This is a genomic window from Pantoea nemavictus (assembly GCF_037479095.1).
In the GTDB taxonomy this organism is placed as follows: Bacteria; Pseudomonadota; Gammaproteobacteria; order Enterobacterales; family Enterobacteriaceae; genus Pantoea; species Pantoea nemavictus.
Map to the genome: position 1 here is coordinate 4,023,361 of NZ_JBBGZW010000001.1, position 15,789 is coordinate 4,039,149.

General features: G+C 58.3%; 11 protein-coding genes. 6 read left to right on the top strand and 5 right to left on the bottom strand.

From position 1 onward, the window contains the following. The first annotated feature begins 177 nt into the window (after positions 1–177). The gene (gene fumC, locus WH298_RS18595; protein ID WP_180823526.1) at positions 178–1,575 is read left to right on the top strand and encodes a class II fumarate hydratase; all 1,398 of its coding nucleotides are present in this window, start codon (positions 178–180) and stop codon (positions 1,573–1,575) included. 45 nt (positions 1,576–1,620) lie between these two features. Here the strand turns inward: fumC and tus are convergent, their stop codons facing one another. Further along, positions 1,621–2,550, bottom strand: coding sequence for a DNA replication terminus site-binding protein (gene tus / locus WH298_RS18600; RefSeq protein WP_180823527.1), 930 nt, complete (start codon positions 2,548–2,550; stop codon positions 1,621–1,623). Positions 2,551–2,707: 157 nt separating this feature from the next. On the opposite strand from tus, the gene WH298_RS18605 reads away from it, so the two are divergent. Then, positions 2,708–3,907: an MFS transporter gene (locus WH298_RS18605; RefSeq protein WP_180823528.1), complete on the top strand. Its 1,200-nt coding sequence runs from the start codon at positions 2,708–2,710 to the stop codon at positions 3,905–3,907. A 158-nt stretch (positions 3,908–4,065) separates the two neighbouring features. After that, the gene (locus WH298_RS18610) at positions 4,066–4,551 is read left to right on the top strand and encodes an RrF2 family transcriptional regulator (RefSeq protein WP_007893848.1); all 486 of its coding nucleotides are present in this window, start codon (positions 4,066–4,068) and stop codon (positions 4,549–4,551) included. Positions 4,552–4,667: 116 nt separating this feature from the next. Here the strand turns inward: WH298_RS18610 and oqxB are convergent, their stop codons facing one another. Together oqxB and WH298_RS18620 are read right to left on the bottom strand one after the other, a co-directional pair. Continuing rightward, a complete protein-coding gene (oqxB, locus tag WH298_RS18615; protein WP_049851782.1) occupies positions 4,668–7,820 on the bottom strand; it encodes a multidrug efflux RND transporter permease subunit OqxB in 3,153 nt (1,050 codons plus the stop codon). Between the two features lie 18 nt (positions 7,821–7,838). Beyond that, on the bottom strand, positions 7,839–8,993 hold the full coding sequence (locus WH298_RS18620; protein WP_180823529.1) for an efflux RND transporter periplasmic adaptor subunit: 1,155 nt from the start codon (positions 8,991–8,993) through the stop codon (positions 7,839–7,841). Between the two features lie 293 nt (positions 8,994–9,286). Between WH298_RS18620 and WH298_RS18625 the strand changes: the two genes are divergently transcribed. The 3 genes from WH298_RS18625 to WH298_RS18635 all read left to right on the top strand — a co-directional run bounded on the left by WH298_RS18625 (position 9,287) and on the right by WH298_RS18635 (position 10,445). Further along, the gene (locus WH298_RS18625; protein ID WP_007891342.1) at positions 9,287–9,634 is read left to right on the top strand and encodes a helix-turn-helix domain-containing protein; all 348 of its coding nucleotides are present in this window, start codon (positions 9,287–9,289) and stop codon (positions 9,632–9,634) included. Positions 9,635–9,735: 101 nt separating this feature from the next. Next, positions 9,736–10,170: a ribonuclease domain-containing protein gene (locus WH298_RS18630; protein ID WP_007891340.1), complete on the top strand. Its 435-nt coding sequence runs from the start codon at positions 9,736–9,738 to the stop codon at positions 10,168–10,170. 2 nt (positions 10,171–10,172) lie between these two features. Next, on the top strand, positions 10,173–10,445 hold the full coding sequence (locus WH298_RS18635; protein ID WP_180823530.1) for a barstar family protein: 273 nt from the start codon (positions 10,173–10,175) through the stop codon (positions 10,443–10,445). Between the two features lies 1 nt (position 10,446). On the opposite strand, the gene WH298_RS18640 is transcribed toward WH298_RS18635, so the two are convergent. Both WH298_RS18640 and WH298_RS18645 read right to left on the bottom strand, forming a co-directional pair. Next, a complete protein-coding gene (locus WH298_RS18640) occupies positions 10,447–12,819 on the bottom strand; it encodes a virulence factor SrfC family protein (RefSeq protein WP_180823531.1) in 2,373 nt (790 codons plus the stop codon). Then, on the bottom strand, positions 12,816–15,788 hold the full coding sequence (locus WH298_RS18645; protein ID WP_180823532.1) for a virulence factor SrfB: 2,973 nt from the start codon (positions 15,786–15,788) through the stop codon (positions 12,816–12,818). Before WH298_RS18645 ends, WH298_RS18640 begins: the two co-directional genes overlap by 4 nt. Between the last annotated feature and the right edge of the window lies 1 nt (position 15,789).

Below are 15,789 nucleotides of genomic sequence, written 5' to 3' on the forward strand. Positions count from 1 at the left end.
AAGTAAATAAGCGTATTAAAGCAGAAAGTGCCATAGAAAATACACGAACAAGTGCAATAAACGCGATAGGCTCGCATAATGTTAAATTCTTGTATGTGACAATCTTGCTCGCTCAACGGCGTCGCGGGAAGGCGTTTAGAGCGGAAACCTCAAAATCTGAGCTAAGGAGACGTAGTCATGGCAGCCAATCGCATTGAAAAAGACTCAATGGGACCGATCGAAGTACCGGCAGATAAGTTGTGGGGCGCACAAACCCAGCGTTCGCTGGAACATTTCAAAATCTCAACCGAGAAAATGCCGGTGGCATTGGTGCACGCGCTGGCGCTGACCAAGCGCGCCGCCGCGCAGGTTAACCAGGATCTCGGCTTGTTACCGGCCGATCGTGCTCAGGCGATTCTCAAAGCCGCCGACGAAGTGCTAGCTGATAAGCACAGCGACGAATTCCCGCTGGCGATTTGGCAGACCGGCTCCGGCACGCAAACCAACATGAACATGAACGAAGTGCTGGCCAACCGTGCCAGTGAAATTCTCGGCGGCGAGCGTGGCATGTCGCGTCTGGTGCATCCGAATGATGACGTGAATAAAAGCCAAAGCTCCAATGATGTGTTCCCCACCGCCATGCACGTGGCCGCGGTCATTGCCGTGCGGGAGCAGCTGATTCCGCAGATTCACGTGTTGAAAAAGACGCTGAGTGAGAAATCCGACGCGTTCAAAGATATCGTCAAGATTGGTCGTACCCATCTGCAGGATGCGACACCGTTAACGCTCGGTCAGGAGATCTCCGGCTGGGTGGCGATGCTGGAGCACAATCTTAAGCACATCGAAAACAGCATTCCGCACGTGGCGGAATTGGCGCTGGGCGGTACCGCGGTCGGCACCGGCCTGAACACCCATCCGGAGTACGCGGTGCGCGTGGCACAAGCGCTGGCCGATCTGACCAAACAGCCGTTTGTAACCGCACCAAACAAGTTTGAAGCGCTGGCAACCTGCGATGCACTGGTGCATGCGCACGGCGCGCTGAAAGGCCTGGCGGCCTCGCTGATGAAAATTGCCAATGACGTGCGCTGGCTGGCCTCTGGTCCACGTTGCGGCATTGGTGAACTGGCGATCCCGGAAAACGAGCCAGGCAGCTCGATCATGCCCGGCAAAGTGAACCCGACGCAGTGCGAAGCGCTCACCATGCTGTGTTGCCAGGTGATGGGTAACGATGTGGCGGTGAACATTGGCGGTGCGTCCGGCAACTTTGAGCTCAACGTGTTCCGTCCGATGGTGATCCACAACTTCCTGCAGTCGGTGCGCCTGCTGGCCGACGGTATGGACAGCTTCAATCACCACTGCGCGATTGGTATTGAGCCGGTGCGCGAGCGTATCGATCAGTTGCTGAACGAGTCGCTGATGCTGGTTACCGCGCTCAACACCCATATCGGTTACGACAAAGCGGCGGAAATCGCCAAGAAAGCCCATAAAGAGGGCCTGACGCTGAAAGGCTCGGCGCTGAAATTGGGTTATCTCACTGAAGAGCAGTTCGACGAGTGGGTACGTCCGGAGGAGATGGTTGGCAGCATGAAGCAGTAATCTGCCGCTAACTGTTATGAAGGCCGTTCATCTGAACGGCCTTTTTTACGCCAGTCGATCGCTCCACAAATGCAGGCGTGGAATGATCAAATGCAGCGGTTCGGCCAGCGGTTTATGGCGATACGCGACGTTATCTGCATCATAATTCAGTAACTCGCCCAAAATGGGTACCTGCGTCTTATCGCGGCACAGCACCAGCAGCGGAGAAGGGCAGGCAAGCTGTACCTGCTTCTTCTCGCTGGCGCGCCACACGCGGGCAATCGGTTGTACCTTCACCGGACGTTTGATTTTCAGCTTCGCTCCCGCAGGCAGCGCGAGAATCGCTTCCAGCTCTTGCTGCACTTTTTCCGCCCACTGTTCACGCGTCCACGGCGCCTGAGCGCGATTGGCTTTCAGACTGCGCTCCAGCTGCTCAACCACCGCATCACGCGTCACGTTTTTGATGATGTTTTTATTTGCCCAGCCAAAACGCAAACTGTCTGGCGAATTAAGCAGCGTCACGCTGCGGTAGGCGTTTAGGGTGATTAAGCCGCGCAGATGCTGGTGGACAAACTCAAAGCGCGCCTCGCTTGGCAAGCCCGACTCCACGGTAATGAGCTGTTCCAGCCGCTGCTTCAAGGTGTTGATCTCGGCCACCTGCTGCGTGATTTGCGCATGCATTTCCCCCTCGGCCTGGATGCAAATCGCGCCCGGCAATCGCACCGCGGCTTTAGTGCTGAGCTTTTCCGATTGATGCTGCATAAATAGGCGGCAGTAGTGCGCCAATGCCATTTCGCGCGCGGTTTTACCGAGATGCTGCGTTACGGCGATGCGTTCAATTTCATCGTGCTCACGCCCTTTTTCAATTTCCGGCAGGCTGAAAACCCGTGCAATCAGCAGCGGTTGCTGTTCAATCTGCTGACGTAAGGCACTCAACGCCGCTTCCAGCGCGTTCACGCATTCATGTAAATCGGCAACTAAATCATAGCGGGCCATAAAATGCCTCCATAGTTACAACATACTTTTTAGTGTACTGGCTCGGGTGCTAATCTGCCAGTGCAGCGCAAGGAATTCGCTAAGCAGGGGAAGAGGGGATTTTTCCTGCTGGATTAACGTGTTATAACAATGCTTTGCCTGCTAACGGAAAATTGTCGTGCAGCCTCTGCCAAAGCCACCTGTTCCCGCCATTATTACGCTTGGATTAGTGCAAATCCTTTCATGGGGCGGATCGTTCTATTTAATGGCGGTGATGGCCACTCCGATCGTGGCGGAAACCGGCTGGTCGCAGCAGTGGGTGTATGGCGCGCTGTCGCTCGGTATGTTGATTTCGGGTTTGCTGGCCCCGCTAAGCGGCCGACTGATTTCCCGCTCTTATGGTCGCGTATTGCTGGCAGCGAGCGGGGCGGTGATGGCGATCGGTCTGGTGATCATGGGCCTCAGCCATCATCTGCTGCTGTTTCTGTTTGCCTGGCTGATTATCGGCATTGGCATGGCGATGGGCTTATACGATGCGCTATTCGCCACGCTCGGCACACTGTACGGCGGGCAGGCGCGCGGCGCGATTACCGGCATCACGCTGATCTCCGGTTTTTGTACCACCCTGGTTTGGCCGGGCACCGCGCTGCTGATCCACTGGCTGGAGTGGCGTGGCGCCTGTTTTGCCATCGCCGGAGTATTGTGTCTTTCTGTGTTGCCCGCCTACCTTTACGCACTGCCTGCGCCCGCAGCGAAAATCGCTACCAGCAAGCCGACATCAGCCGCGCACGGCGATGCACTTGCCCCGGCGCTGTTCTGGTTGCTGTGCAGTATTTTCACCCTCGCATCGGTGATCATGACGGCGATTTCGGTGCAACTGATTACCTTGCTGCAAGCCAGCGGGCATACGCTGGCATCGGCTTTAGCGATCAGCGCCATTCTTGGTCCCTGTCAGGTGGGCTCGCGCATTGTCGACATCGCCTTTAAGCGCGGACATCCCATCTGGACCACTTTCTTCTCGGTGGGATTGGTGGCGCTGGGCCTGCTGCTGCTGGCGTGTTATCCGCAGTTTGCCGTGCTGAGCATGGTGCTGTACGGCGCCGGAAATGGGCTGCGGGCAATAGTGCGGGGAACTTTACCGCTGGTAATGGTCAAACCAGAGGCTTACGCGATTGTGGTTGGGCGCATGGCGCGTCCCGCGTTGATTGGCCAGGCATTAACGCCGCTGGTTGGCGGCTATGTCTTTGAGCACCTCGGCGCCAATGCCACGCTGTGGCTATTGTGTCTGTTGGCGTTTATCAACGTGCTGCTGGTGATGGTGTTGAAGCAGAAATTGCCACACGCCAGCCCACAGTCGGAAAGGGGAGCGATAAATTAAGCAGCCTGTGCGCTTCTACCCGCTTAAATGGGGAATACGTGCCTGGATCACGGGCGCTGGCTTCTAAAAAGCAACAGTGTTTGTTATATTTATTGCTCATTGATTACTCACTGTCGCGGCATAAAAACAACAAGATAACCGCAACTCAGGATATTGAAATGCTTGATTACCGCTTCCCGACAGCTTTGCAGATGGTTTTGAGCGTAGCGATGGCGGAGCAACTGGGCAAACGCTCGACCAGTGCCATATTGGCGTATGGTCTTGAAGCGAACCCCAGTTTCATTCGAAAACTCATGGTTCCGCTCACGCGCGACGGCATCATCGTCTCGACGCTTGGCCGCACCGGCTCAATTCACCTGGGTCGTCCGGCCGCTGAGATAACGCTGCGCGACATCTACACCTCGGTGATTGAAGATAAAAAGCTCTGGGCCTCGCGTCCCGATGTCGCCCCGCGTTGTCTGGTCAGTGCTAACCTGTGTTGGTACTTTAAATCCATTGCGGAAGAGGCTGAAGAAGCGTCGCTGAAGGTGCTGGAAACCCGCACCGTGGCAGACGCGCTGGCCGAGCTGAAGCATAACGACACCAGCAACTGCGAAGAGCTGCCCGATGTCGAACTCGCCGATCTGTGTAAGAAAGGCCGCTAAAACCGCACCAATCCCGTAGGGTCGCCATTCATGGGGACCTTTTTTTATTGCTCCGAGCGCCACACATAAAAAAATCCGGGCACATCGGCCCGGATTGTTCATCACACATTTAACTGTTACGCGGTCTGCACTTCCGCTTGCGGCTGCTTGCGTGTCACCAGCTTACGCAGCGTCACATAAAACACTGGCGTCAGGAACAGCCCAAACAGCGTCACGCCCAGCATCCCAGAGAACACGGTAATCCCGGTCACGCCGCGCACTTCCGCACCTGCACCTTCACCCAGAATCAGCGGAATAGTACCGGCGATAAAGGCAATCGAGGTCATGACGATGGGACGCAGACGCAGACGACAGGCTTCCAGCGCCGCATCGACAATGCTCTTGCCCTGCATCTCCAGCTCGCGCGCAAACTCAACGATCAGAATCGCGTTCTTACACGCCAGCCCCATCAACACCACCAATCCAACCTGCACAAACACGTTGTTATCGCCGCCGGTTAGCCACACGCCAACCAGGGCAGACAGCATGGTCACCGGTACAATCAGGATCACCGCCAGCGGCAGCGTCCAGCTCTCATACAAGGCCGCCAGCACCAGGAACGCCAGCAGAACGGCTACCGGGAACACAATCAGCGCAGTGTTGCCTTGCGTGGATTGCTGATAGCTCAGATCGGTCCATTCAATGTTCATGCCATTCGGCAGCACCTGAGTGGACATCGCTTCCAGCTTTTGCATTGCCTGCGCTGAAGAGAGCACACGCGGATCGGCATCACCAATCAGATCCGCCGCCGGATAGCCGTTGTAGCGAATCACCGGATCCGGGCCGTACGTGGTGGTGATATTGACCATGCTGCCAATCGGCACCATTTCGCCGCGATCGTTGCGGGTGCGCAAATTGCCGATATCCTGCACGCTATCGCGGAAATCACCGTCTGCCTGCGCCATCACGCGCCAGGTGCGACCAAACTTATTGAAATCGTTAACGTACGACGATCCCAGATAGGTTTGCAGCGTGCTAAACAGCTCGGTCAACGACACGCCTTGCGCTTTGGCCTTGTCGCGGTCGACCTGCACATCCAGCTGTGGCACGTTGGCCTGGTAGGATGAGATCGGGAACATCATGCCCGGCGTCTGCAGCACTGCACCGGTCAGGGTATTGATGGCGTTCTGCAGCGCACCGTAACCCAAACCTGCACGATCCTGCACATACAGCGAATAACCAGAGCCTTGTCCCAGACCCAAAATCGGCGGTGGCATAATCGAGAAGCCAAAGCCTTGCTGGATTTTGGATATCTTGGCGTTGATCTCAGCATTAATTTCCGCCGCGCTGCGCGTCCGTTCGCTGAACGGCTTCAGGCCAAAGAACACCGTGCCGGTATTTGGCGTGTTGGTGAACTGCAACGCATTAAGCCCCGGGAACGCGACCGAATAGGCCACGCCTTCGGTGTTCATCCCGATTTCACTCATCTTGCGAATCACTTCATCGGTGCGCGCCAGCGATGACCCTTCTGGCATTTTCACGCCGCCGATCAGATACAGCTTATCCTGGGTCGGAATAAAGCCGCCTGGCACGGTATGGAACATAAAGCCCGCGCCCGCCAGCAGCAGCACATAGACACCGAACACCGCGCCACGTCGACGCAGCGTTTTCCCTACCAGCGATTCGTAGCCATCCGAGCTGCGCTGGAAGAAGCGGTTGAACGGGCGGAACAGCCAGCCGAGCAGGCGATCGATAATGCGCGTCGGCATATCTTTCGCCGCGTTGTGCGGTTTCAGCAGCAGCGCCGCCAGCGCCGGAGAGAGCGTCAGCGAGTTGATAGCCGAGATCACCGTGGAGATGGCAATCGTCACGGCAAACTGCTTATAGAACTGTCCGGTCACGCCCGATAGGAAGGCCATCGGTACGAACACCGCACACAGCACCAGCGCGATAGCGATAATCGGGCCTGATACTTCGCGCATCGCCTGATGCGCCGCCGCGGTGGGTGACAAACCCTGTTCGATATTACGCTCAACGTTCTCCACCACCACGATGGCGTCATCCACCACGATACCGATCGCCAATACCAGGCCAAACAAACTCAAGGTATTGAGCGAAAAGCCCAGCAGGTAGAGGATGCTGAAGGTACCGACCACCGAAACCGGCACCGCCAGCAGCGGAATGATTGAGGCGCGCCAGGTTTGCAGGAACAGAATCACCACCAGCACCACCAGTACAATCGCTTCAAACAGCGTTTGCACCACGGCACGAATCGAATCACGCACAAACACGGTCGGATCGTAAGGCGCGGCCCACTGCACATCGTCCGGGAAGCGGGTGGCCAGCTCGGCCATTTTATCGCGCACCGCATTGGAGAGATCGATAGCGTTGGCACCTGGCGCCTGGAAGATACCGATACCCACCGCATCTTTGTTGTTCAGCTGCGAACGTAACGCATAGCTGCCGGAACCCATCTCGATACGCGCCACGTCACGCAAGCGCACCAGCGTGCCGTCGTCGGCGGTTTTCAGGATGATATTGCCAAACTGCTCTTCGCTTTCCAGCCGGCCCTGCGTGTTAATCGACAGCAGGAAGTCACTCTGTTTCTTCAGCGGTTCTGCACCAAGCTGCCCGGCAGAAACCTGCACGTTCTGCTCCTGCATGGCGCTAACCACATCGGAAGCGGTCAAGCCACGCGCCGCCACCTTATTGGGGTCGAGCCAGACGCGCATTGCGTACTCACCGGCACCGAAGATCTGAATCTGTCCGACGCCCGGCAGGCGTGCCAGCTCATCTTTCACTTTCAGCGTGGCGTAGTTACGCAAATAGAGTGAATCGTACTTGCCGTGCGGCGAGAACATATGCACTACCAGCGTCAGCGTCGGCGACATCTTCTGCGTGGTGAGGCCCAGTTGTCGCACCTCTTCCGGCAGACGCGCTTCGGCCTGCGCCACGCGGTTCTGCACCTGCACCTGCGCCTGATCCGGATCGGTGCCTGGACGGAAGGTCACGGTTGTCACCAGGACGCCATCGGAACCGGCCACCGACTTCATGTACATCATGTTTTCCACCCCGTTGATGGCTTCTTCCAGCGGCGTCGCCACGGAATCAGCAATCACTTTGGGGTTAGCGCCTGGGTACTCGGCGCGCACCTGCACGCTGGGTGGCACCACGTTGGGATATTCACTGATCGGCAGCAGCGGAATGGCGATCAGTCCGGTGGTAAAGATCAAAATCGACAGCACCGCGGCGAATATCGGTCGGTCGATAAAAAAGCGGGAGAAATCCATAAAAGGCAGTCTCGAAGGTTATTGAGCGGAGCGCATCGCCACCGGTTGGGCGGTCACCGGCATGCCAGGCATAAAGACTTTCTGTAAGCCATTGACGATCACTTTGTCGCCGGGCTTCAGACCCTGCTGCACAATGCGCAGGCCATCGGCTAACTCACCGGCCTGAATATCGCGGCGTTGGGCTTTGCCCTGGGCATCGACCACGTAAACGTACTTGCGATCCTGATCGGTCAGCACCGCTTTATCGTCAATTAACAGCGCGGTGAAATCGGCGCTGCCCGGCAGGCGCACGCGCGCAAACAAGCCCGGCGTGAACTGGCGCTGCTGGTTATCCAGTGAGGCGCGCATGCGGATGGTACCGGTGCTGGCGGTCAGCTGGTTATCGAGAAAATCGACGGTGCCGCGATGCGGGAAACCCTCTTCGCCGGTCAGCGCCACTTCCACCGGCAGCGATCCGCGATTTTCGCCTTTACGCGCCATTGCCTGATAGTGCAGATAGGTGGCTTCATCCACGTCGAAGTAGACGTACATGCGATCCTGCGACACTAAGGTGGTCAGCACGCTGGCGCTGTCGCCGGCGGTCACCAGGTTGCCGGTGGTGATCATCGCGCGGCTGGCGCGACCTTCAATCGGCGCGGTCACGCGGGTGAAATCAAGGTTCAACTGCGCCATATCCACCGCCGCCTGCGCTGACAGCACGCTGGCCTGCGCCTGATTGGCCGCCGAGCGACGCTGTTCCCACTCTTCACGTGACACGACATTGGTGCCGATCAGCTTATCGGTACGCGCCGATTCACTGCGCGCTAGCGTGGCCTGGCTACGTGCGTTGGCGAGCTCCGCCTGCGCCTGCTCAAGCGTGGCGCGATAGGTGCGGTCATCGATGGTGAACAGCACCTGGCCTTTTTTCACCTCATCGCCTTCGCGATAATTCACCTGATCGATATAGCCGGAGACGCGTGGGCGCAGCTGCACGCTCTGCACCGCTTCGAAGCGGCCGTTGAAGCTATCCCATTGGCTGACTTTCTGCTCAACCACCTGCGCGACACTCACTTCGGGCGGCGGCGGCGGGGCGTTTTGCGCCACACCGCGATCGCAACCGGCCAGCAGGCTTCCCAGCAACATCACTCCTGACAGGCTTACTGCCCGACGAACCCCATATGTTTGCAGATGCATTGTTGTTATTCCGCTTAGGTGAAAAAGAAAGGAGACGTACGAAAAATCTGCAACTTTGAAGATTGCATTAAAACGCGATGAGTGTAGGCTTGTGCAAACTGCAACTGCAAGAATATCTGATACACTTTATGTGCGGTTTTGATCATTGCGTTGCAAAGCGATCAAAGCCCCTACGCGCTGTGCGGCATTTAATGCAATAATAAAACTTGCATTAACTGGCATCATCAGTCACCCTTAAAGTGTAATTGCAACTGATACTGATACTGTTCGCAGAGGCGACGGGAGAGAATGGGATGATGAGCGACGCATTTATTCACGATCTGATCGACTGGATTGATAACAACATTGAAGCACGTCTGGATCTGGACACCGTAGCGGGGCGCGCCGGTTATTCGAAGTGGCACCTGCAGCGTATGTTCAAAGAGCACACTGGCTATCCGCTGGGTGAATACATTCGTAACAAAAAATTGAAAAAATCGGCTGATCGACTGACCACCAGCAATGAACCGATTCTCAATGTGGCGATCTCACTCGGTTTCGACTCGCAGCAGTCGTTTAACCGCAGCTTCAAACGTCAATATGGCGTAGCGCCGGGAGCATGGCGTCGTCACGCCGCGCCAACCGCCAGCGCGATGCAGTAACACCCCGCCAGGGCCAGCCTTGCTGGCCCGCGTTACTCTCCGTTATAAATTCTGCGTTTTAAATCTGCTACTATCGTCGTCCTGTCTTTCAGGATGTCACCATGTCAAAAAAACTCTGGATTGCCTTAATTCTGATCCTCGCCGCGCTGTGGCTTGGGTTAAAACCGCATTTGTCCGACAAATGGGCCAACAGCCACCCCGATATTTCGCAGCTCACCGATGCCAACACCGTGGCGCGCTGGGTGCAGCAGCACCAGCGATTGCCCGATCTGTATCTCACCAAAAATGAGGCGCGTCGCCAGGGCTGGAACCCGAGCAAAGGCAATTTGTGTGAGGTGTTACCGGGTCGCGCGATTGGCGGCGATCGCTTCAGCAACCGTGAAAGAAGGCTGCCGATGCAGGCGGGCAGGCAGTGGTATGAAGCCGATGTGAATTACGATTGCGGTCACCGCGATGCCGATCGTCTGCTTTACTCATCCGATGGCCTGATTTTCCTCACTACCGATCACTATCGCAGCTTCAAACAGGTGCCTTAACCATGTTGACGCTCCATTTTGACTTTCAAAGCTTGCCGGATCGCCAGGCGTTTTACTGCGCGCTGGTGCAGCAAAGCGCCTGCCCGATGGATTTCGGCAACAACCTTGATGCGCTGTGGGATTGGCTGACCGGCGGCATGGCGCTGCCGGCGACCCTCTATTTAACGCATGCCGATCACGCCAGCCACAGCGCCGAATTCGCGCCGTTGCTGGCGCTACTGGAAGAGGCGCAGCAGCAGTTAGCGGGCGAGCTGCACCTGATACGTGAGGCGTAGATTACGCATGCAGCGGCAGCAGCAAAATTGCCAGCATCTGTCGCGCATTCGCCGGCAGATCGCCGCCGCCGGTATAACCGTTGTTCTCGACAATCACCGAATTTAACCCCACCAGCCAGTCATAGATGTAGTAAGCCGTATGATTAGCAGGGGCGGCTGACAGCCGCGTTAAACGCTGTCCCGGCGAGAAGCTGACGCTCGGTGCCGGCGGACGGGCGAAAATTGTCTGACCGCGATTGACGCGACTCTCCGGACGCTCACTCTCTGGACGCTGCAAAAAGCCCAGCCAGGCGACAAAATCACCCAGCACCGTCATGGCGCGTGAAACCTGACGATCGGTACGCGCTTCGTGCGCGCTGGCCTGCGCATCGGGTTCATTGAGCGCCGTTTGCAGCTTGCTGAGCATTTTCAGACGGAAGCTGGCGGTGATCAGCTCCTCTATCAGCATCTCCAGCGTGGGTTTATCGACGTTGAGCAGCGCCAGCAGGCTGCGGCTCTCCGGCAGCTGACGCAAATGCTCCAGCCACAAAGCAAATACCTGCTGTGGGAACTGCTGATCGCGCTGGCCACCCGCACTGCGCGGCTCAGCGGCGGCGACCGGTTCATCTTTGAACAGATCAAACTCGAAGCCGATACCAAAATAGCTCTGCTCGGCGGCAGCAGTTTTGCTGCTGTGCTGGCTAACGTTGCTGCTGCTCTGGCTCAGCCAAAGCTGACGCACCGCTTCGCGTGACGGCTGCAAACGCTCCAGCAGTTCGCCGTGTAAACCGGTGCGATGTTGCAAACATTTCAGCAGCGTATCGGCGATCGTCTGCTTGCGTGCCGCCTGTTCCGGCGTAGCGCTGGATTCGGTCCACGGCTGTAAACGCTCCACCAGCTTCTGCTGCAGGGCGCTAAGCTGCTGAGCCAGGCGATCGCGGCGCGCCTCCGGCTGCATCTCATCCTGCAGCCAGCTGCCCATGCGATCGACACCGGCACGATCCAGCGCCAGCATCGAGCCCCAGCTCTGTCCCGGCTGACCAATCTGCCGTTGTACCGCTTCATCCGCGTTAATCTGCTGCTGCTGATAGCGCGCGTCATGCGGCGTGATCGCCCAAATCAGACGCGGTTTTTCGCCGCTGGCCGCGACGGTTTGATGCATGTGCCACTCGCGCAGCGCGCTGGCGGCGACATCGGTGTCCTGACGCTGGCTGGCTGCGGTACAAATCAGCATAAGATCGATGCCCTGACGCGCGGCGTACAGGCCTGGCAGCAGCGCGCGTTTCTGTTCCAGCAGGGCGGCGCGCAGCGGATCGCGCTGGCGCAGCTGCGCCAGCTCTTCCTGCTGGGCGCGGTCGGCTGGCGTGCCCGGCGCGGGCAGCTCCAGCATATCGGCGTCATCGTACAACGCCTGGCGCGGCGTGGAGCTGAGCGGCAGAGTGATTTCCAGCGTCAGCAGCGCGAGTAAACCTAACGGCACCTGCTGCGCTTTACCCACGCGATTGGCGACCATCGGGCACACTTCGATCATCTCTTGCCCATCGGCATCATGACTGATCAGTTTTTCTGCCGGTAGCGTGGCGTCATCGACCAGCAGGCTGAGCGGCGCTAACACGCGCGGCGCGTGACGCAGTTGATGACGCAAATGCATCAGGCTGCGCAGGCTTTCATTCAGGGCGTTTTGGCCTGGCCACAGCAACGCAAACAGCTGCACGCGGTCGTCAACGTTGAGCCACGGCGCCAGCGCCACGGCCTGCGGCCAGAAGTGACGATCGAGTATTTCGGCGTGACGATGGTGGCGACGGCTCCACGCCCACAGCGTGATCAGCGCGTCGCTATCCAGGCCAGGCTGCGCCTCATCCTGACGATGGCGCTGCAAACGCTGCAGCGCGGCGTCGATGTGCGCGCTATCGGGCTGATCTTCCGTTTTGGCGCTGGCCAGCATCAAACGAATCAGCTCCACTTCGCTCAGCAGCGTCATCTCCAGCGGCCAGGCGTTGGATTGCGTTTCACGCTGGTGGCTGAAGCGGGTGGCAATGGCGAAATCGAGATTGCCCGGATTGATGTGCTGGAAATAGTTCAGGACTTTATCGCCGAGGCGCGCAATCAGCTGACCCTGCGCATCGCCAACCATTTCACTCAGCAGCCAGGCTTTGCCCGCCTGCGATTGGCCAAACAGCGCCAGCGTGACCGGGCGCGCCAGTTGACGCGCCAGCGCATGGCTTTCCACACGTGCGCGGCGCAGTTGCAGCGTCAGCGTCTCGGCTTCCATCGCCAGTCGTGGCGCATGCGCCTGATGGGTTTCCACCCAATTCAGCGCACCGTCCAGCGTTTCCTGCATCAGGCTGAGACGTTTGGCGGGCGTAACCGGCGTAGCTTTTTTGGCAGTTCTCATCGTTTACAGACGCTCCCGCTGTCGATCCAATATTGCGCATTTGCGTTACCGGTGGCCGAAAGCGTATTCAGTTTCAGACTCAGCTGTTCCAGCGGCACGCGCGTGCCGTCATCCATCCGCGCATCGCTTAGCACTAAGCGTTCCGGCCCCAAATTATCTGGCCCAGGCTGCACCGCCAGCTTAATGCGCAGCACGCTTTCCCCGGCCACCTGACGCGCCAGCGTCGGGTCGACAATGCTCAGGCTGTAGAGCGGCGAGGCCGGCCAGCGATCGTTCTCCAGCTGGCGGAAGCCGAGGCAGACGTTGCCGCGGATGCGGAAGCTGCTCTTGCGATCCAGCGCAAAACTGCTGCTGTCGAGATCGATTTCGCTGTAGCACAGGTTGTCGTCGCTCAGCGCAGTGGTTTCATCCAGCACGCCGAGATAGCGGATGGTGGAGTAAGGTTCGAAATCACCGGCGCGGAACCAGAAGCTGCTTAGGCGCAGATCGAGCGCCAGCAGGCATAACATTGCACCGACGGCGGCGGTCGATTTCGGGTTATCAATGCGGCCCTGTTTATTAAACGGATACCAATCGCTGGTGTGGTAGCCCTCCAGCGACAAAATACGGCTGCCCGGCAGCGGTTGCAGATGGCGCACCAGCGCCTGAATGCCCGGGAAGCGTGACGGACGACCGGTCAGCAGCAACACATCGCACTGATACAGCGACACCACTTCGCACATTGCGCGCAGCGCCGGAATGATCGCCATACGGTGCTGCAGGAACTCGCCGTGCAGCTGCGTCATGCTTACCACCAGCGGCACCTCCAGCAGATCGAAACGGCTGTCGCCGCCGAGGGTGCGCTGAATTTCTCCGTTCACAAACGCCAGCACGCTGCTGGCCGGTTTTTGCGGCACCAGCTCGCCGAACAACGCATTGATTTCGCTGTGGCTGTCGAGCGGATCCCAGTTCTCGTACTGCTCCAGCACCGCCTGCGCCAGCGGGATAAACAGCTGCAGCGTCACCTGCTGACGCAGCGTGGCCTGACCGTCCATGCGGCTGTCATGGCCGAACAGCTTGTTCATCAGCGGCTCTGCCAGCGTCAAACCGGCTTTCTGCAAACTGTGCTGCAGCGCGGGCAGAATCCACAGCTGAATCACATCCAGCAGGATGTCGTCGCCCGCCACTTTAAAACCTTCACGGAACAGTAAGCGCGGAGTGATTTTGACGTTGTTGCCCTGGCCGTCATCAAGACGATATTGGGTAATGGCGAGATCGGTGGTGCCGCCGCCGATATCAATCGACGCGATACGCAGGCTCTTGCCCGGGACTTCATCGGCTTCACGCGGGCGATCCGGACGCGCCATGCTGCTGAAGAAATCCTCCGCGCGACCGGCAAAGTTGACCTGGGTTTCGTTGAACAGCCAAACCATTTGACCGCAGGTGGCTTCGTCCCACTCCATCTGTACATCCGGCACCGGGCGCAGGCTTTTTGCCTGGCTGGCGGCCGAGAAATCCTCCTCTGCCGGATGCCAGCCTTCGGCCTTCCATACCAGCGCGATGGCTTCCTGCATGCGGCGGCGGAAAATTTCCCGCTCCGGCTTCGGCATGGCGGACGGCAGCGTCAAAATCACGTGACGCAGCTGGCGCGGCGCCTGGCTTTGCGGCATGCGCTGACGCTGCGCCACGCTGTTCATCTGCATCATCGCCTGCGCCAACAACTCGCACAGCATAAAGGTCATCAATGAACTGCGGCTGTAGCTGGCCGAGAATACCGGCAGACGTTCGTCTTCCGCCAGCGCGTGCAGCGGCTGGCCTTCATCATTGATCAACAGGGTAAACGGCAGCGCGGTGGCCTGCGGCTCATCGCTGCTGCCGTTAGCGTTGAAGCGCCAACCGGGCTGATAGCGCGCTTCATCCCATAGATAGCGGCGCGGGCTGGATAAGCCGGTGCTGCCTTCGGTACCGGCACGCAGCAGCGCCAGGCGGCTGGCTTCACGTCCGACGCGCGTCAGTGACGGCCACATAAAGGCGTTTTCACGGCCGCTCTCCAGTGAGAAGTTGGCCTTGCCGAAACGGGTTTCAGCAAACTCCAGGCGGCTGTCGAACAGTTCGTTGTAAACCTGATGCGGTTCGGAGAGATCGCGCAGCTGCAGCTCATAGGTCTGGCGCAGACCGCTGCTCTCTTCGGCATGATCTTCCACCAGAATGCCGCAGGTGTGCGAGTTGCCCACATCAAGAATGATGTCGACGTTAACCGCCGGGGTTTGGTGGGACGCCGCCTGAATGGTGATTTCGGCCAGATCGAGCTGTTCGCCCAGTAGCTCCAGCAGATTGAGATAGTGCGCCTGATATTCGAATTCGCGCAGCGCCTGATTCAGCTCCTGCTCGCGGCGTGACTCCAGCGCATGCACCTGCTGACTAAAGGTCTCACGCAGCCAGCCATCAACCCAGGTATGATCGAGAAATTCACCCAGTTCATAGTTGTGCCAGGCGAGGGCGAAACTAACGCCGTTCTGCGCATCGGCCTTGCTTAAACCGTGCTGCTCGCCGCCATCCTGTTCGGAAACAATGCGGGTATCGAAGGCGAGGGTGATGCGATGGGTGTTGCCGGCCGCATCGGGTTGGTTCAGCGCGGCCAGATGCAGACGCGCCCAGTTGTCTGGGCCGCCAATAAAACGGCGTCCGCTGGTGCAGCGCAGCACCGGCAGCGGCAGCCACTGCTGGGCCAGCAGTTTCAGTGAGTCGGCTAGCGCAATATCCGACTCCGGACGCACCACTTCTGCCGCGCCGCCATCTTCCGGATAAAGCAGGAACTTACCGCTGTTGCCATCGACATTCAGGCGCAGCAGCGGGCCATTAGCCGTCTGACGCACGAACTGACGGCGCGCCTGTAACGCAGGCAAACGCAAACCGAAATCAAGAAACTGTACACCGCTATCTTCAATCAGCGTGATTTTCTGTTTGTCATCGATGAGGGGAGCCAACATG